15 protein-coding genes, 1 tRNA gene and 1 other RNA gene are annotated in these 17657 nt (G+C 72.4%); 7 read left to right on the forward strand and 10 right to left on the reverse strand.

Annotated features, from left to right (window positions below; all coding sequences use genetic code 11):
- Positions 1–9: 9 nt before the first annotated feature.
- Positions 10–1242, reverse strand: a complete 1233-nt coding sequence (locus tag QM517_RS06145) for an acetate/propionate family kinase (RefSeq protein ID WP_283285939.1) — start codon at positions 1240–1242, stop codon at positions 10–12.
- Positions 1239–3374 (reverse strand): phosphate acetyltransferase, encoded by a 2136-nt coding sequence (gene pta, locus QM517_RS06150; RefSeq protein ID WP_077052177.1) that lies wholly within the window; start codon positions 3372–3374, stop codon positions 1239–1241. The genes QM517_RS06145 and pta overlap by 4 nt, the downstream gene beginning before the upstream one ends.
- 86 nt (positions 3375–3460) lie before the next feature.
- Here pta and QM517_RS06155 point away from each other — a divergent pair, with 86 nt between their 5' ends.
- Entirely contained in the window at positions 3461–4135 is a 675-nt protein-coding gene (locus QM517_RS06155) for an NUDIX domain-containing protein (RefSeq protein ID WP_077052178.1), read from the forward strand.
- A gap of 27 nt (positions 4136–4162) precedes the next feature.
- Here the strand turns inward: QM517_RS06155 and ffs are convergent.
- The 3 genes from ffs to QM517_RS06170 form a co-directional block, all read right to left on the reverse strand.
- Positions 4163–4259: signal recognition particle sRNA small type (gene ffs, locus QM517_RS06160), an RNA gene on the reverse strand.
- 26 nt (positions 4260–4285) lie between these two features.
- The gene (locus QM517_RS06165) at positions 4286–4975 is read right to left on the reverse strand and encodes a helix-turn-helix domain-containing protein (RefSeq protein ID WP_283285942.1); all 690 of its coding nucleotides are present in this window, start codon (positions 4973–4975) and stop codon (positions 4286–4288) included.
- A complete protein-coding gene (locus QM517_RS06170) occupies positions 4972–6456 on the reverse strand; it encodes an APC family permease (protein WP_283285944.1) in 1485 nt (494 codons plus the stop codon). Before QM517_RS06170 ends, QM517_RS06165 begins: the two co-directional genes overlap by 4 nt.
- Before the next feature lie 203 nt (positions 6457–6659).
- Between QM517_RS06170 and QM517_RS06175 the strand changes: the two genes are divergently transcribed.
- Genes QM517_RS06175 through QM517_RS06185 form a run of 3 tightly spaced genes read left to right on the forward strand, consistent with a single transcriptional unit; the run spans position 6660 to position 10659 of the window.
- Complete coding sequence (locus tag QM517_RS06175) at positions 6660–8132, forward strand: APC family permease (protein ID WP_160897429.1); 1473 nt, start codon at positions 6660–6662, stop codon at positions 8130–8132.
- 39 nt (positions 8133–8171) lie between these two features.
- Positions 8172–10160, forward strand: coding sequence for a primary-amine oxidase (locus QM517_RS06180; protein WP_283285945.1), 1989 nt, complete (start codon positions 8172–8174; stop codon positions 10158–10160).
- A gap of 4 nt (positions 10161–10164) precedes the next feature.
- Positions 10165–10659, forward strand: coding sequence for a hypothetical protein (locus QM517_RS06185; protein ID WP_283285947.1), 495 nt, complete (start codon positions 10165–10167; stop codon positions 10657–10659).
- Between the two features lie 162 nt (positions 10660–10821).
- Here QM517_RS06185 and QM517_RS06190 read toward each other — a convergent pair whose 3' ends face one another.
- The gene (locus tag QM517_RS06190; RefSeq protein WP_283285949.1) at positions 10822–11730 is read right to left on the reverse strand and encodes an ROK family protein; all 909 of its coding nucleotides are present in this window, start codon (positions 11728–11730) and stop codon (positions 10822–10824) included.
- Between the two features lie 212 nt (positions 11731–11942).
- Between QM517_RS06190 and QM517_RS06195 the strand changes: the two genes are divergently transcribed.
- Genes QM517_RS06195 through QM517_RS06205 form a run of 3 tightly spaced genes read left to right on the forward strand, consistent with a single transcriptional unit; the run spans position 11943 to position 16537 of the window.
- Positions 11943–12989: an AAA family ATPase gene (locus QM517_RS06195; protein WP_077052190.1), complete on the forward strand. Its 1047-nt coding sequence runs from the start codon at positions 11943–11945 to the stop codon at positions 12987–12989.
- A 7-nt stretch (positions 12990–12996) separates the two neighbouring features.
- Positions 12997–14244, forward strand: a complete 1248-nt coding sequence (locus tag QM517_RS06200) for a DUF58 domain-containing protein (RefSeq protein WP_283285953.1) — start codon at positions 12997–12999, stop codon at positions 14242–14244.
- Positions 14231–16537 carry a transglutaminase TgpA family protein gene (locus tag QM517_RS06205; protein WP_283285954.1) on the forward strand — a complete coding sequence of 769 codons (2307 nt, stop codon included), beginning with the start codon at positions 14231–14233 and terminating at the stop codon, positions 16535–16537. The genes QM517_RS06200 and QM517_RS06205 overlap by 14 nt, the downstream gene beginning before the upstream one ends.
- A 13-nt stretch (positions 16538–16550) precedes the next feature.
- Here the strand turns inward: QM517_RS06205 and QM517_RS06210 are convergent, their stop codons facing one another.
- The 4 genes from QM517_RS06210 to QM517_RS06225 form a co-directional block, all read right to left on the reverse strand.
- Complete coding sequence (locus tag QM517_RS06210) at positions 16551–16910, reverse strand: hypothetical protein (protein WP_283285956.1); 360 nt, start codon at positions 16908–16910, stop codon at positions 16551–16553.
- Between the two features lie 23 nt (positions 16911–16933).
- Complete coding sequence (locus QM517_RS06215) at positions 16934–17206, reverse strand: type II toxin-antitoxin system RelE family toxin (protein ID WP_077052193.1); 273 nt, start codon at positions 17204–17206, stop codon at positions 16934–16936.
- Positions 17203–17487: a type II toxin-antitoxin system Phd/YefM family antitoxin gene (locus QM517_RS06220; RefSeq protein WP_083735169.1), complete on the reverse strand. Its 285-nt coding sequence runs from the start codon at positions 17485–17487 to the stop codon at positions 17203–17205. The genes QM517_RS06215 and QM517_RS06220 overlap by 4 nt, the downstream gene beginning before the upstream one ends.
- A gap of 74 nt (positions 17488–17561) precedes the next feature.
- Positions 17562–17653: transfer RNA gene (locus QM517_RS06225), tRNA-Ser, on the reverse strand.
- Positions 17654–17657: the final 4 nt, after the last annotated feature.

Below are 17657 nucleotides of genomic sequence, written 5' to 3' on the forward strand. Positions count from 1 at the left end.
CCGCGGCGGTCAGGACGCGACCGAGAGGGTCTGCCGGGCGATCTCGAGCTCTTCGTTGGTCGGCACCACCAGCACCTCGACCCGCGAGGAGTCGGTGGAGATCCGGCGGATGCCGCGCCCCCGCGTCTCGTTGCGCTCGGGGTCGAGCTCGACACCGGCGAAGCCCAGGGTCGCCACCGCTTCCGCGCGCACGCGGGCGGCGTTCTCGCCCACGCCGGCCGTGAAGGAGATGACGTCGACGCCGCCGAGCTGCGCGAGGTAGGCGCCCGCGTACGCGCGGAGCCGGTGGATGTACACGTCGAAGGCGAGCTGGGCGTCGGGGTCGCCCGCGTCGCACCGGGCCGTGAGGTCGCGCATGTCGGACACGCCGGCGAGGCCGACGAGTCCCGACCGCTTGTTCAGCAGCGTGTCGAGGTCGGCGGTCGAGAGGTCGGCGCGACGGGCGAGCTGCAGCAGGACCGCGGGGTCGAGGTCACCGGAACGCGTGCCCATGACCAGGCCCTCGAGCGGCGTCAGACCCATCGACGTCTCGACCGACCGGCCGCCCTCGATCGCCGTCACGGATGCGCCGTTGCCGAGGTGGAACACGATCTGCCGGAGGTCGGAGAGCGGGCGGCCGAGGAACGCGGCCGCGGACTCGCTGACGAACTTGTGGCTCGTGCCGTGGAACCCGTACCGACGGATGCGGTGCGCCTCGGCCAGCTCGCGGTCGATCGCGTACGTGTACGCCGCCGGGGCGAGCGACTGGTGGAACGCGGTGTCGAACACGGCGACGTGCGGCACGCCCGGGAACGCCCTCTTCGCCGCGACGATGCCGGCGAGGTTCGCCGGGTTGTGGAGGGGCGCGAGCACCGAGAGCTCGTCGATGTTGATCTCGACGAGCGGGGTCACGAGCGTCGGCTCGAAGAAGCGCGCCCCGCCGTGGACCACGCGGTGCCCGACGGCGACCGGCGGCCGCTCCTCGAGCGACGGACCGTGGGTCTGGAAGGCTTCGAGCATCACGGCGAACCCGGCCGTGTGGTCGGGGATCTCGCGCTCGATGGTGGAGGTGGCATCCACCACCGTCGGCGCGGGACCGTCCGCCGGGGTCAGAGCCGCCGCGGTCACGGTGTGGGTGGCGACGCCCGTCCCCTCGCCGATGCGCTCGACCAGTCCCGAGGCGAGGACGCGCTCGTGCTCCATGTCGAGCAGCTGGTACTTGAACGACGACGAACCGCTGTTGACGACCAGCACGACGCTCACGCGGGGCTCCCCTGGGCCTGGATCGCGGTGATCGCGATCGTGTTGACGATGTCGTCGACGAGCGCCCCGCGCGACAGGTCGTTGATGGGCTTGTTGAGGCCCTGCAGCACCGGACCGATGGCGACGGCACCGGCCGAGCGCTGCACCGCCTTGTAAGTGTTGTTGCCGGTGTTCAGGTCGGGGAAGACGAACACCGTCGCGCGCCCCGCCACCTCGGACCCGGGCATCTTGGCCGCGGCGACCGCGGCGTCGGCCGCGGCGTCGTACTGGATCGGCCCCTCGACGAGCAGCTCGGGCGCCCGCTCGCGCACGAGGGCGGTCGCGGTGCGCACCTTCTCGACGTCGGCGCCGGTGCCCGACTCCCCCGTCGAGTACGACAGCATCGCGACGCGCGGCTCGATGCCGAACTGCTCGGCGGTCGCGGCGGACGAGACCGCGATGTCGGCGAGCTGTTCGCTCGTGGGGTCGGGGATCACCGCGCAGTCGCCGTAGACGAGCACGCGGTCGGCGAGGGCCATGAGGAACACGCTCGACACCACCGACACCCCGGGGGCGGTCTTGATGATCTCGAACGCCGGACGGATGGTGTGCGCCGTGGTGTGGGCGGCACCCGAGACCATGCCGTCGGCCAGACCCAGGTGCACCATGAGCGTGCCGAAGTACGACACGTCGGTGACGGTGTCGGCGGCCTGCGCGTAGGTGACGCCCTTGTGGGCGCGGAGCCGCGCGTACTCGGTCGCGAACTTGTCGACGTGGACGGCGTCGAAGGGGCTGAGCACCTCGGCATCCCGGATGTCGATGCCCAGCTCGATCGCCCGACCCCGGACTTCCAACGGCTCACCGAGGATCGTCAGGTCGGCGATACCGCGCGAGAGCACCGTCGCGGCAGCGCGCAGCACGCGGTCGTCGTTGCCCTCGGGCAGCACGATGCGGCGGCGGTCGCTGCGCGCGCGATCGACGAGGCCGTACTCGAACATCAGCGGCGTCACGACGCTCGGCCGCGCGACGCCCAGTTCGCGCGTGAGGAGGTTCGTGTCGACGTGGCGCTCGAACATCGCCAGCGCGGTGTCGTACCGGCGCTGCGAATCGGCGGCCAGGCGACCGCGCGTGTTCATGATGCGCACGGCCGTGTCGTACGTGCCCAGATCGGTGGCGATGATCGGCAGCGAGGAACCGAGTCCGTCGATGAGCCGGACGATCGTGTCGGGCAGTTCGAATCCGCCGTTGAGCACGACGCCGGCCAGCGACGGGAACGTTCCGGAGGCGTTGGCCAGCAGCGTCGCCAGCAGCACCTCGGTGCGGTCGGCCGGGATGACGATGACCGCCGACTCCATGAGACGCGGCAGCACGTTCACCATCGACATGCCGGCGACGACCACGCCCAGCACCTCGCGCGTGAGCAGCTCGGGGTCGCCCTTGATCAGCTCGCCCTCGACCGAGCGCAGCACCCCGCGCATGGAGGGGGCGATGAGGAAGCGGTCCTCCGGGAGCGCCCACACCGGCACGGTGCGGCCGCGCGCGGCGCCGGCGGCGTCGACGACCTGACGTACCGAGGCCACGACCGCGTCGAGCTCGTCGGGATCCGCGCGGTTGACGACGACGGCGAACACCTCGGCGCGCTCGTGCAGCAGCTCGGGCATCGCGAGCGCCGCGATCTGCCCCACCTCCTGGGCGGTGCGGGCGACGGAGAGGCCCAGCGTCTCGCCCTGCCCCTGCTGCGCACGACCGCCCAGGACGAGCAGCACGGGAGCGCCGAGGTTCGCGGCGATCCGGGCGTTGTAGGCCAGCTCGGCGGGGCTGCCGACGTCGGTGTAGTCGCTGCCGATCACGACCACCGCGTCGCACTGCGCCTCGACGGCCTTGTACCGCTCGACGATGCGGCCGAGCGCGGCGTCGGCGTCGTCGCGGACGTCGTCGTAGGTCACGCCGACGCAGTCGTCGTACGCGAGGTCGACGCCGTCGTGGTCGAGCAGCATCTCCAGCACGTAGTCGCGCTCCGCGGTGGAGCGCGCGATCGGCCGGAAGACGCCGACGCGCGGCGAGACGCGGCTGAGGGCGTCGAGGACGCCCAGAGCCACGGTGGATTTGCCCGAGTGCCCCTCGGCCGACGTGATGTAGATGCTCTGCGTCACGGCATCCAGCCTAGGCGGGCAGGGTGACATCCCGTTGGGGTTGCCTCGGCGTCGAGGGATCGGGATGCGCGTTCTAGGCTCGCCTCGTGAGCACGACACCCGACCTGCCCGGCACCACCGTCCCCGACCATCGTGGCCGCACCGGCCTGCACCTCACCGGCCGCGACCTGGACCGCAACCCCCGCGTCGAGGTCGCGGACGTCGAGCTCCTCGCGGCCGGCTGGCACGTCCTGCGCGCGACGACGTTCCGCTACCGCGGCGACGACGGGGAGTGGACCACCCAGACGCGCGAGACCTACGACCGCGGGAACGGCGCGACGATCCTGCTCTACGACCCCGACCGGCGCACCGTGCTGCTCACCCGCCAGTTCCGCTACCCCGTGTACGTGAACGACCACCCCGACGGGATGCTGATCGAGACCGCGGCGGGACTCCTGGACGACGACGACCCCGTCACCGCGATCCGCCGCGAGGCCGAGGAGGAGACCGGCGTCCGCGTGACCGAGGTCGAGCCGGTGTTCGAGGTGTACATGAGCCCGGGGTCGGTCACCGAGCGTCTGCACTTCTTCGCCGCCGCGTACGACGGCGCGAGTCGCGAGGGCGACCGCGGCGGCCTCATCGACGAGGGCGAGGAGATCGAGATCCTCGAGTACGACATCGACGTCGCCCTGCGCATGATCCGCGACGGCGGGATCCAGGATGCCAAGACCATCATGCTGCTGCAGTGGGCGGTGATCGACGGGCCGTTCGCCCGGCGCTGAGGCGTGGCATCCGGAGTCGCCCGGGCATGAGAAGACTCTCCGCGCACCCGGTAGAGCCTGGTTACCCTTGCTACGTTTCCGTCCTGGGGGAGTTGGCCTGGATGCCGCCGCGCGGAGAGCCGACACGAGTCTACCCGACGCGCGCCGCCCTCACACCACGAGCGGGGTGAGGGCGCGCACCGCCGGCTCGAGGGAGCGGATGACCTCCGCCGGCTCGTCCACGCGGTGGCGCGCACCCGAGAACCCGACGGCGCCCACCACCGCTCCGGTGTCGTCGCGGATCGGGAGGGCCAGGCATCCGGTCGTGGCGGTCACCTCGCCGCTCTGCCGCACGGCGCCGAAGCGGACGAGATCGGTCTCGACGTCGGCGTCGACCGCCCCGCCGAGCGTGACGAGCAGCAGGCGACCCAGCGCGTAGCGCCCGGGTTCGCGCACCAGTCGCGCTTCGTCCGACAGCGGGAAGTCGGGGTCGGTGTCGACGACGACCAGGCGCCCGTCGACGAACAGCACGACGTGCACGCCGCCCCGGACGGTGCGCCGCGCCTCGGCGAGCACCGCACGCGCGGCGGTCGGAAGCCGAGGCGGCGCGGAGACGACTCCCGTCAAGTGCGCGACACGGGCGCCGAGCGCGAAGCCGGTGAGGTCAGGGGTGCGCACGAGGTACTCGTCCTCGACGAGGAGGTTGAGCAACCGGTAGGTCGTGGCCCGAGGCAGACCGAGCTCGGCCGAGATGCGCTGCGCGCTGACTCCCGCACCCAGGTGCGCCACGGCCTCGAGCACCGCGAGCGCGGAACGCACGGCACCGGGCTGGCGCGCCGCGAGCCCGGCCCGCTCGCTCACCGGCCGCCTCTCCCCGGCGGTGCGACGCCCCCGAGCACCTGCGCCGCGACGGGCTCGTCGTACGCCCCCAGAGGCCGCGACCCGAGCCGCCGCCCCGCGACGACCGCGAAACCGACCGCCGCCACCGCGATGACGGCGACGCACACCGCGCCGATCCGATCGGATCCGACCACGAGGAACGCCACGAGGGCAGCCACCAGCGCGACGGCCGACACCCCCGCCGTGACCGCGGACGCGATCGTGAACTCGCCGATGCGGCGGAGGAACACCGGAGCCGCGACGCACACCAGGACGTACGCGCAGATGTATCCCGTGGCCCCCACCGCGAGTGTCACCTGCATCGCCTCACGCGGGTCGACCCCCGCCACCGACAGCAGCAGGGGCACACCCGCCACGATCGGCAGAGCCGTGAGGGTCGCCGCCACAGGCGTGCGCAGCCTCGGATGGGTGCGACCGATCCGCGCAGGCAGAACGCCGTCGCGGCTCATGGCGAAGAGCACGCGGACGAGAGCGGTCATCGACCCGATCGCGCACGCGAGGAAGGATGCCGCGATCCCGACGTCGGCGACCACGCCCCACGGTCCCAGCCCGAAGGTGCCCGCGAGGTCGTTCACGGGCGAGGCGCTGGCGGCCAGGTCCCTCCCGAGCGCGTGGAACCCCGACACCTGGGTGACGGCGGCGAGGACGTAGACGCCGCCGGAGATGAGCACGGTGCCCGTGATCGCGCGCGGGACGTTGCGCAACGGCGCGACCGACTCCACCCCGAGGGTCGCGGCGGACTCGAACCCCACGAAGGCCGTCACCGCGACCACGGCGCCCGCGGCGAGCGCGACCGGGTCGAAGGGACCGGGCGCGAGCGAGGCGGCCACGTCGACCGGACCGATGAAGAACAGAAGCGTCCCGAGCAGGACGACGATGAGCACGACCGACGCCGCCTCCACGACCAGCGCCACCCGTGCCGACAGACGGATGCCGGCCACCAGCACCGCGGCGACCGCGAGCGCCTCGACCACGAGCGCGATCGTGACCGCCGCCCCCGACGGGACCGTCGGCCACAGGCCGCCCAGGAGGTACGCGAGGTAGTACGCGCAGCCGAGCAGCGAGAACATCGCGATCGCGGCGTAGCCCACCACGATCGCGGCGCCGGCGCCGAGTCCCGCGCGGGTGCCGAGCCCCCGAGCGGTGTAGGTGTACAGCGCCCCGGCGGCGGCGAACCGGCGCGCGAACTGCGAGACCGTACGCGCGACGCCGAAGCTCAGCAGCGCCGCCACGACGATCGCCGCGACCGTGCTGCCGGGGGCCACGCCGGCGACCATCAGCACGACCGTCGTGGCCGCCGCGGCGGGGGCGACGGCGGCCACCGACTGCGCGGCCAGGTCGAGGATGCCGATCGATCGGCGTTCGAGCCCGTGCAGCGGCGAACGTGCGCCGAATCCGGCGACGGGCGTGGGCCGTGCGATGGCGCGGGCAAGTGCGGTCATGGTGCTCCCCGGGTGCTCGCAGCGACCGTACGCCCGGGCCGTTGCCCCTGAACGACGCGCATGTTTCGTCCCGGTATCCCCGAGTGGGACACCGGACCGGCGAGTGTCTCAGTCGCGGTGCGGGCACTTTCACCTCGGCCACATCGGGCCGCAACGCCGCGGGAGGAACCTCGAGAACCACACCCGAACCGAAAGGCACAGACATGACCCAGCTCGAATCGAAGGGCACCGCCGACGCGCCGTCGCGGACCCTGCGCGGCTCCCTGGGCGTCACGGCGATCGTCTTCATGGTGGTCGCCGCCGCCTCACCGCTCACCGTCGTCGGCGGGGCCGCGCCTCTCGGAATCCTGATCGGAAACGGCGCGGGATTCCCGAGCCTGTACGCGATCAGCGCCGTCATCCTGCTGTTCTTCTCGGTCGGGTTGGCCGCGATGACCCGCCACGTCCCGCGACCCGGCGCCTTCTTCACGTACATCGGGTACGGCCTGGGGCGTCCGTCCGGGCTGGCCGCGGCGTGGACGGCGATGCTCACCTACACCACCATCCAGGTCTCGGTGTACGGCTACATCGGCTACCTGCTGGAGATCACCGTCGTCTCCCTCGGCGGTCCCGACCTGGCCTGGTGGCTGTACGCGCTCGCGGTCGTCGGGCTCGTCGGCATCCTGGGCTACCGGCACATCGACCTCTCGAGCAAGGTGCTCGGCGTGCTCCTGGTGGCCGAGGTCGCGATCGTGCTCGCGTTGGTGGCGGCCGTCATGATCGACGGCGGGCCCGAGGGCCTGAGCGCGGCACCGTTCGAGCCCGCCAACGTCCTGAGCGGATCGCCCGGCGTCGGCTTGATGTTCGCGATCGCCGCCTTCATCGGGTTCGAGGCCACCGCGATCTTCCGCGACGAGGCGCGCGACCCCGACCGCACGATCCCTCGCGCCACCTACGTCGCGGTGATCGGCATCGGCGTCTTCTACACGCTGGCCTCGTGGGGTCTCGTCATGGCCTGGGGCCCCGGCGGGATCATGGAGGCCGCCGCCGATCCCGGCACCCTGATGCTGCGCACCGTCGCGATCTACCTCGGCAGCGTCGGCGAGATCATCGTCAACGTCCTGCTGCTGACCTCGATGTTCGCGTGCGTCCTGTCCTTCCACAACGTGCTCACGCGCTACCAGCACGCGATGTCGAGCGCGGGAGTCCTCCCCGACCGCCTCGCCGGTGTCCACGCGCGTCACCTCTCACCGCACGCCTCCTCCGTCGCCCAGACGGTGACCGCCGCGGTGCTGACGGCCGTCTTCGCGGTGCTGAACCTCGACCCGCTGCTGCAGGTGTTCACGTGGTTCGCCGGCGTGGCGACCCTCGCGATCGCGCTGCTGATGGCCGTCACCTCGATCGCCGTGATCGTGTACTTCGCCCGCAACCGCGCCGACCGGCGCGTGTGGAACACCGTCGTCGCCCCCGCGTTGGGCTTCGTCGGTCTGCTGGCTTCGGCGGTGATCATCGTCGTCTACTTCCCGATCATGGTCGGCGACATGGATGCCACGGGCGCACCGACCTTCGGGGCGGTGACGTGGTCGCTCCTCGCGTTGGTCGCGGCCTTCCCGGTCTTCGGATACGTCCAGGCCGCGTGGATCCGTCGCCGTCGCCCCGCGGCCTACGCCAAGCTCACCGACGCCATCGCCGGCTGACCCCTCCTCCGTTCCCACCCGTTCCACCAGGAAGACACCATGACCCTCACCGATCCCGCCGTCGCAGCCTTCACCGCCCCCGCGGCCCCCGCCCACCCGCTCGCGTCGCTCACGCCCGCCGAGATCACCGCCGTCCGCACGATCGTCGCCGGCCTCGACGGGGTCGACGAGGCCACGCGCTTCGCCTACGTCGGTCTCGAGGAGGCCGCCAAGGGCGAGGTGCTGGCGTGGGAGCGCGGCGACGCCCCCGCCCCCGACCGACGCGCCCGCGTGCAGCTTCTGAACCTGCGCACCGCCCACTCGCTCGACCTCGTCGTCTCGCTCGCCACCGGCGCGGTGCTGCGGACGACCGAACTCGACGGTTCGGACGGGCAGCTCCCGATCCTAGATGCCGAGTTCGAGGAGGTCGGCGTCATCGCGAACGAGGACGCGGCCTGGGTGGCCGCCCTCGCCGCACGCGGACTCACCACCGACGACGTCGTGCTGGTCCCGCTGTCCGCAGGGCACTACGGCTTCGAGAACGAGGTGGGCCGCCGCATCCTGCGCACGTTCGCCTTCCGCCAGGACCACCCGGCCGACCACCCGTGGGCGCACCCGGTGGACGGGCTCACCGCCTACATCGACGTCGCCGCCCGATCCGTGATCGAGATCATCGACACCCCCGGGTTCACGGTGCCCGAGACCCACGGCAACTTCGACGACCCCGAACTGCAGGGCCCGCCGCTGGAGGGGCTGAAGCCCATCGTCATCACGCAGCCCGAGGGATCGAGCTTCACCGTCGACGACGAGCACGTGACCTGGGGCGAGTGGGACCTGCGCATCGGCTTCGACACCCGCGAGGGGCTCATCCTCCGCCAGCTGTCGTTCGCCGGTCGCCCGGTGATGTACCGCGGGTCCATCAGCGAGATGGTGGTGCCGTACGCCGACCCCGCGCCGAACCGCTTCTGGCAGAACTACTTCGACACCGGCGAATACCTCTTCGGCCGGTACACGAACGAGCTCGAGCTCGGCTGCGACTGCGTCGGCGACATCACCTACGTCGACGCGGTGCTGTCGGACGAGAACGGGATGCCGCGCACCATCCGCAACGCGGTGTGCATGCACGAGGAGGACTTCGGCTCCCTGTGGAAGCACACCGACATCTTCACCGGGTCCAGCGAGGTCCGCCGTGCCCGCCGGCTCGTCATCTCGTTCTTCACCACGGTCGGCAACTACGACTACGGGTTCTACTGGTACCTCTACCTCGACGGCACGATCGAGTGCGAGGCCAAGCTCACCGGCATCCTGTTCACCTCCGCCTACCCCGGTGAGGACTACCCCTTCGCGTCCGAGGTCGCCCCGGGTCTGGGTGCGCCGTACCACCAGCACCTCTTCTCCGCGCGGCTGGACATGACCGTCGACGGCGTCGCCAACGTCGTGAACGAGATCGACGCGGTGCGCCTGCCGATCTCGGCCGAGAACCCCGCCGGCAACGCCTTCACCAAGAAGGTGACGCCGATCGCGTCGGAGAAGGTGTCGGGTCGCGTCGCCGACGGCGCGGTCAACCGCGTCTGGCAGATCGCATCCACCGAGAAGACCACCGAGCGCGGGCAGGCGACCTCCTACGTCCTCTTCCCCACCGAGACGCCCGTGCTGCTCGCCGACGAGACCTCGTCGATCGCGGCCCGCGCCGCGTTCGCGACGAAGAACCTCTTCGTCACCAAGTACGACCCGGCAGAGCGCTACGCCGCGGGCGACTTCGTGAACCAGCACCCCGGGGGTGCCGGCATCCCGGACTTCATCGCGGGCGACGAGCCTCTCGTCGGCGAGGACGTCGTGCTCTGGCACACGTTCGGGCTCACCCACTTCCCGCGCAACGAGGACTGGCCGGTCATGCCGATGGACTACGCCAAGTTCACGCTCAAGCCGTACAACTTCTTCGAGCGCAACCCCGTGCTGAACGTGCCGGCGCCCGTGAACACGCACTGCGCGCCCGCGTCGCACCCCGACGTGCACGGCGAGGCGTCGGCATCCGGATGCCACTGCTGAGGCGATGAGCGAGACCCTCCACCTGTGGGCGGTCGCCCCCGCCGCGATCGGGACGTGCTGTCTGGCCGCCGATCGCGCCCGGGTGCGACCGCCCGAGGTCGTGGCGGCGGCGGTCATGCTGCTGGCGATGCTGGATGCCGCCGTGTTCGGCGTGGTCGCGCCGGTGTACTGGACGGCGCTGCTGCTCGCGGCGGCCGTGGGCCTGGCGATCTGGCGCCGACCGCGCCAGCGGCGCGTCCCGCGGGTGCCCGCGCTGATGACGCTGCACACGACGCTCGGCATGGTCGTCATGGCCGGGCTGCAGATCGCGATGGGCGCCCACGCGACGGCCTCGGACCACGCGCACGGACTCTCCCTCACGCCCGTGCTCGCCGCGGCGGCGGTCGGCTACGGCGTGCTGTCGTTCACCGCGATCAGACGGATGCCGGCGCGCCTCGACCGGGCGCAGATCGGCGCGATGGCGGCATCCGTCGCGCTCATGGCTGTGGCGATGGTGTGACTGGGGCCGCGGGTCCCGCCGGGGAGCGGAGGAGAAACCGCGGACGGAGGACGAATCCGCAGTATTCGTCCTCCCTTACCCGGATCTCCTCCCGGTGACCGACTCCACCGCGATGCCGTCGCCTTGCGCCCGGTCGTCGGTTCGATCACGCCGGCGCGATCGTCAAGCCCGCAGTGCGAGCGCCGCGGCGCCGAGCAGCGGCCCGTCCCCGTCGAGCCCCGACGGCATGATGCGGCAGCGGCGGGCGTAGGCGTGCAGCGCCGCCTCGTGCGCGGCGGCACGGACGAGGTCGACGTAGTCGTCGGCGACCTTCGCGAAGCCACCCGCGATCGCGACGGCCTCCAGGTCGCAGAGCGTCGCGGCGGCGGCGATGGCCTGCCCGACGGCGGCCACCGATCGCCGGACGGCGGCGACGGCGACGGCATCGCCCACGCGGTACGACGCGGCGAGGTCGAGCCCGGTCTCGCCCGTCCAGCCCTGTTCCCGCGCCCACGCGACGGATCCGGGACCGGCCGCGACCGCCTCGAGCGTCGCGGCGGCGGGGTCGCCCTCGATGGTCCGCACGAAAGTCTGACCGAGGTGTCCCGCGTTGCCCGATGCTCCCGAGATAGGCCGGCCGCCGAGGATCAACCCGCCGCCGACCCCGGTCGACACGACGATCGCCATCGCGTTCTCGGCGCCCACCAGCGCACCGCGCCAGTGCTCGGCGAGCGCGATGCACGTGCCGTCCAAGGCGAGCGAGATCGGTCCGTCCACGAGTCCGCCGAGCACCTCGTCGATCGCGAGACCCGCGGCCTGCGGGAGGTTCAGGGGCGACACGGAGCGCGCCGGGAGGTCGACGGGCCCGGCGCTTCCCACGCCGATGGCGGCGACGCGGACGTCCGGCACCGCCGCCAGGGCTTCGACGGCGGCGGCGCGGATGTTCGCCGCGATGCCCTCGCGGGGGGTGTCGCGACCGGTGGGGCGGCGCGCGACGCTCGCGCGCAGCACCTCACCCTCGGCGGTGACGACGGCGGCATCCACCTTGGTCCCACCGATGTCGACGGCGAGTACGGGGGAGGCAGGGGACATCGCGGGCTCCTCGGTTCGGGCAGCACCGCCCGGGAGATACGGGCGCACGCGCCCGTGCGGTGCGGGCGACGAAGCCCGATCCTAGGGCCCCGACGATCCGCCCACGCACCTGAGCACCTGCCGTATTCCGGCCCGGGGCTCGTTCGCGCAGGTTACGATCAGGTCACGGCGGCCACGACGCTCCTCCGCCGCGATGCGACACGAGGGATGCCATGGACGAGACGGTCACGCCCGAGGCGGCCCCGCGGCTGCGCCGCCCCGACCTCCAGCCGCTGCGGCCGGAACCCGACGAGGCGTTGGACGCCACGTCGTTCGCCCGCCTCACCGAGCGCATCGTCGCGTCGATGTCACGGGTCATCGACGGGAAGCCCGACGCGGTCCGAGCCGCCCTGATCGCCCTCCTCGCCGAGGGACACCTCCTCATCGAGGACGTCCCCGGTGTCGGCAAGACCATGCTCGCGCGGGCCCTGGCCGCCACGATCGACGCCGACGTGCGCCGCATCCAGTTCACGCCCGACCTCCTGCCCGGCGACATCACCGGCGTCTCGGTCTTCAACCCCGTCGAGCGGCGTTTCGACTTCACTCCGGGCGCGGTGTTCGCGCACATCGTCATCGCCGACGAGATCAACCGCTCGTCGCCCAAGACGCAGTCCTCGCTCCTGGAGGCGATGGAGGAACGGCAGGTCACGGTCGACGGGCGCACGCACGTTCTGCCCTCCCCCTTCCTCGTCGTGGCCACCCAGAACCCGCTCGAGATGGAGGGCACGTACGCCCTCCCCGAGGCGCAGCGCGACCGCTTCCTGCTGCGGATCTCGATGGGGTACCCGGATGCCGCGGCCGAGACGCTCATGCTGCGCCAGCGCGACACCGTCAACCCGCTCGACGCGCTGACCCCCGTCGTCTCGGCTCGGCAGGTCACCGCGATGATCGCCTGGGCGCGCGGCGTGCACGTGGCCCCCGCGCTCGAGGAGTACGCCGTGGCCCTGGCCCAGGCCACCCGCAGCCACCCCGACATCCGCCTGGGGGCCAGCCCGCGGGCGACCCTGCAGCTGGTCCGCGCGGCGAAGGTGCGGGCGGCGCTCGACGGCCGCGCGTACGTCATCCCGGACGATCTCACCGCGCTCCTCGGCCCGGTCTTCGCGCACCGCGTCATCGCGAACCGCTCGGCCGCCGGCGGGCGTGCGGGCGCGGTGGTCGTGGCCGACGCGCTCGAGCGGATCGCCGCGAGCGTGCGCGTGCCGCTGGCTCAGCGGGCGTGAGCACGCCGTGAGGGAGCGCTGGCCGCTGACCCTGCGGGGAACCGGTGCCCTCGCCCTCGCCGTGATCGCGCTGTTCGTCGCGCAGCGTGCGGCGATCCCCGAGCTGCTGTACTTCGGCGTGCTGATGCTCGTGCTCGTGCTGTGCGCGGCGGCCAGCGCTCTGGTGGTCCGCGCGACCGGCGAGGTCGTCCGGTCCGCCACGCCCGAGGTGGTCGAGGTGGGCGGGCTCGCCGAGGTGCAGTTGTCGGTCCGGGTGAGCACCGCGCTTCCGACGCTCCCGGGGCAATGGTCGGACGGTCTGCCCGCGGGCCTGGACGGCCGAGCGGACGGCGCGTTCCCCGCCAGCGCGTCGACCCTGCGGCGCACGGGAGCTCCCGTGCGACTCCGCTACGAAGTGCGCGGTGCGGTGCGCGGCATCCATCCGGTCGGTCCGCTGCGGGTGTCGACGACGGATCCGTTCGGGCTGATCCGCCGGCGCTTCGCCGTCGGCGCGGCGAGCGCCGTGACCGTCGCCCCCACGATCGTCGAGCTCGCGCCGCTGCCCTCCTCGACCGGGGAGGCCGGCGGGACGCGGCAGAGTTCGGCCCTGCAGCTCGGTCAGGGGGCGGACAACCTCGTGGCGCGCCCCTACGCCCCCGGCGATTCGATGCGGCGCATCCACTGGCGGGCGACGGCCCACCGCGACACCCTCATGGTGCGCCAGGAGGAACAGGAATCGAGCCCCGCCGCGACGGTCGTCCTCGATCGCGCGCTGTCGCGCTGGTCGCCCGCGGCCGCCGAGGGGCCGGGCCGGGACCGCGCGTTCGAGACCGCGGTCTCGGTGTGCGTCTCGGCGGTGGCGCGACTCGTGCACGAGGGCTACACGGTCGACGTGATCGACAGCGACGGCGAACTCCTGGCCGACCCCGTCGACGGCGGGGAGGATGCCGAGGCCCGCGGCCTCGCGGCCTCGTTCGCGACCCTGCGCGCCCGCCCGGACGGCCCGTCACGTCGCATCGTGCCCGCCTCGGCGTCCGCACTGGTCGGCCCGGTCGTCGTCGTCACCGGGCGGTTGGACCCGGACGATCTCCTGGCCCTGCGAGCCGCGGCCCCGCGCTCCCCGCTCGCGGTGCTGCTCACCGTGGCGGACGACGACGCCGCCCGCGACGTGCGCTCCGCGACCGGCTGGCACGCCACGGCGCTCGCGCCCGGCGGCGATGTCGCGCGGGCCTGGGACGATGCCACGCGACCGGAGGACGCCCGTGTCGGCGCCTGAGGTCAGCGGCCGGACGGTGCGGCGGCGCCGCGACCTCGCCCTCCTGTCGCTCGGCGTGTTCGCCGGTATCGCCGCCGCCCTGCTGCCCGTCTTCTCCGTCATCGCGCCGGGCGCCTGGACGATCGGCGCCCTCGCCGGGGCCGCCGTGATGCTCCTGTGCGGACTCGCCGTGCGGTTCTCACGGGCGCCCGCGCTCGTGGCCACCGTCGTCGAACTCATCGCCGGGGTGGTGTTCCTCACGGCGATCTTCGGCCGCTCCACGGCGCTGCTCGGGGTGATCCCGACGCCGGCGACCCTCGCCTCGGTCTCGACGCTGTTCGCCGGGGCCTCGGAGGAGATCCGCCTGGGCATCGCCCCGGTGGTGCCGGCCGCGGGCCTCGCGTTCGTCCTCGTGGCCGCGGTGACCGGTCTCGCCGTCGTGCTCGATCACGTGGTCCTGACGGCGCGGATGCCGCTTCTGGCCGGGGTCGGACTCGTGGCGGTCTCTCTCATCCCGACGATCGCCATCCCCGCCGACGTCAACGTGCCCGCCGTGCTCGCCCTGGCCGCCACCGTGCTGTTCCTGCTGCGCATGGACGTCCGCTCCCGCACGCGCGCCGCGGCCCCCGCACGCCGGCTCGGTTCCCGCGTGTGGGGGGCGTCGGCGACCGCGATCGGCATCGCCGCGGTGTCGGTGCTCGTCACCCTCGTGGCCGTGCCGTTCCTCCCCCAGCCCGCGCTGCGCTTCGCTTCGGGCACGGGCGCGGGTTTCGGCACCACGATCAATCCCAACCTCGAGCTCGGCAACGACCTGCGTCAACCGCGCGACATCGACGTGCTGACGCTCACCACGACGGGAACCTCCGCGCCGTATCTCCGCGCGGTGACGCTGTCGCAGTTCGACGGGGCGGTGTGGCAGCCCGACTCGGGCGACACCGTCACCGTTCCCGGCGGAGACGCCCCGGTGTTCGATCCCGTGCAGGTCGACGGCGACATCGAGGTGGCCGACTGGACGACGACCGTCCAGGTCGGCGAACTCGACAGCCCGTGGCTCCCGGTGCCGTACCCGGCATCGACCGTGAACGGTCTCGAGGGCGAATGGCTGGGGATGCCGGCCAATCGCACGATCGTGTCGCGTTCGGGCTCCTCGCGGAACCAGGACTACCAGGTTCGGGCGCTCGTTCCGCGGCCCACGCTCGAGCAGATCCGGTCGCGCGCGGTCGGCGGGGACGAGCTCGGCGACACCGTGCGCGCCCTCCCCGCCGATGTCCCGGCGATCATCGGCGACACGGCGCGCTCGGTCACGGCCGGGGCGCAGTCGCCCTACGACGCGCTCATCGCCCTGCAGTCGTGGTTCCGCAGCAGCCAGTTCCGGTACTCGCTGGACGCCCCCGTCGAGGCCGGATTCGACGGAGCGGGCCTGGATGCCGTTGCGCAGTTCCTGCAGGCGCGCACCGGTTATTGCGTGCACTTCGCCTCCGCGTTCGCCGTCATGGCGCGCAGCCTCGGCATGCCCTCGCGCATCGTCGTCGGATACCTCCCCGGCACCCGGTCGGGATCGGTCGAGCAGACGGGCAGCGTCGAGTACACGGTCACCTCCAGCCAGCTGCACGCCTGGCCCGAGGTGTACTTCCGCGGTATCGGGTGGGTGCCGTTCGAACCCACCAACAGCCTCGGAGTCCCGACGAACTTCGCCTCCGGGAGCACCGGCGGCCAGTCGGGGTCGGCGACCACCCCCGAGCAGCAGGATGCCGCCACCCCGGGCGCGACCCGCACCGACGCCCCGCAGCTCGGCGACCAGGACGGCACCGGATCGTCGGCTGCGGGTTCGAGCACCTCGGCCGCCCAGAACCCGACGGGCCCGCTGCTCGCCGTGGGCGGAGTGGTGCTGCTCCTCCTGCTCGCGACCCCGGGCGCGATCCGGGCCTGGCGGCGACGCTCGCGTGCGACGCTCATCCGCGAGGGTGACCCCGTGGCCGCGTGGGCGGAGGTCCGCGCGGATGCGGTGGACCTCGGCATCCGTGCCCCCGATGCCGAGTCGCCGCGGGCGTTCGCCGCGCGGCTCGTCGAGGAGCACGGCGTGGATGCCGACGACATCGGGCTCGTGCGCGACGCGCTGGAGCGCGCGGTGTACGCCGAGGACGGCGTGGATCCCGCGCGGGGGCCGGCGCTGGCCGACACGGTGGCGCGGATCCGCGCACGGCTCCGTGCCGGTGCGAGCGCGACCGGCCGCGTGTGGGCGCTCGTGCTCCCCCGCTCGCTGCTGCTGCGCGGTGAGCCCGCACCGGTCGAGGCGCCCGACCCGGTCCGCTGACGCGGAGTCGCGCTCAGAGAACGCCGGCGCCCACCCTGAGCGTCACATAGGCGGCGACGGTGAGGATCGCGGAAACAACGATTCCGACCCCGAGCACGGGCCAGGGACTGCGACCCCACACGAGCGGTCGCGCGATCGCCAGGGCCGTGGTGATGAGCCACGCCACGAGGAGCACGGGCTGCACCCCGTTGACGGCCACATCCGTGAGAACGAAATCGCAGGAACGCTCCGATCCACATCCTGCGACCATCAGCCCGTTCAGCTGAACGAACGTCCACGCCGCCACCGAAGCCAGGAGATGCAGAACGACGCCCGGCAGCGCCCCGAGGGCTCGCCCGAGCCGCTGCCGTCGACGTGCGACAAGGACACTCACGTGAGGTCGACCCCCGTTCCTCTTCAGCGGTGGTAGGCGTCGCGGCGATGTACGACCGAGACGACCTCGATGACCAACCGTTCGTCGACGATGCGGTACAGCACGCGGTACTCTCCGCGGCGCGCCGAGTACAGCGGGGCGAGGGGCTCGCGAAGCGGCTTGCCCACTCGGCGAGGGTTCTCTCGGAGCGCGCCGAGGATGAACTCGAACGCGGCGGCCGCGATCTTCTCGGGAAGATCGTGCGCGAGCGCGCGACGTGCCGACCGAGTGAAGACGACCTCGTAGCCGTCGGTCATGCCGTGGTGCGACCACGCGCGGCCATCGCCGCGCGCACCTCGTCGGCGGAGAACATCTCGCCCGCCTCGAGGTCGGCAAGCCCTCGCCGGATCGCATCGACCTCGTCCGGACGGCTCAAGACGTCGACCGTTTCGAGCAGCGAGTCGTAGTCGTCTGCGCTCAGCAGAACCGCCGCACGATCACCGTTCCTCGTCACTTCGAAACGCTCGTGGGTTGATACCGCCGACTCGACCAGCTTCGAGAGATTGGCCCGTGCGTCGGCCAGCGAGAGGGTCGTCATGTACAGAATTATAGCGCCCAGCGGTTCGACAGGGAACGACGATGGGCCTCACCCGTCGGGGTGAGGCCCATCTCTGGCGGAAGTGACAGGATTTGAACCTGCGAGGCGAGTTACCCCGCCTACATGGATTCCAGCCATGCTCCTTAGGCCGCTCGGACACACTTCCAACA

Source organism: Microbacterium sp. IEGM 1404 (assembly GCF_030056775.1).
Classification (GTDB): domain Bacteria; phylum Actinomycetota; class Actinomycetes; order Actinomycetales; family Microbacteriaceae; genus Microbacterium.

What these genes read in the sequence shown, in the direction of transcription:
- QM517_RS06180 (WP_283285945.1), top strand. Translation starts at nt 8,172, where the DNA reads ATGACCCTCACCGATCCCGCCGTCGCAGCCTTCACCGCCCCCGCGGCC.
- QM517_RS06175 (WP_160897429.1), top strand. Translation starts at nt 6,660, where the DNA reads ATGACCCAGCTCGAATCGAAGGGCACCGCCGACGCGCCGTCGCGGACC.
- QM517_RS06220 (WP_083735169.1), bottom strand. Translation starts at nt 17,487, where the DNA reads ATGACGACCCTCTCGCTGGCCGACGCACGGGCCAATCTCTCGAAGCTG.
- QM517_RS06170 (WP_283285944.1), bottom strand. Translation starts at nt 6,456, where the DNA reads ATGACCGCACTTGCCCGCGCCATCGCACGGCCCACGCCCGTCGCCGGA.
- QM517_RS06195 (WP_077052190.1), top strand. Translation starts at nt 11,943, where the DNA reads ATGGACGAGACGGTCACGCCCGAGGCGGCCCCGCGGCTGCGCCGCCCC.
- QM517_RS06190 (WP_283285949.1), bottom strand. Translation starts at nt 11,730, where the DNA reads ATGTCCCCTGCCTCCCCCGTACTCGCCGTCGACATCGGTGGGACCAAG.
- QM517_RS06215 (WP_077052193.1), bottom strand. Translation starts at nt 17,206, where the DNA reads ATGACCGACGGCTACGAGGTCGTCTTCACTCGGTCGGCACGTCGCGCG.
- QM517_RS06185 (WP_283285947.1), top strand. Translation starts at nt 10,165, where the DNA reads ATGAGCGAGACCCTCCACCTGTGGGCGGTCGCCCCCGCCGCGATCGGG.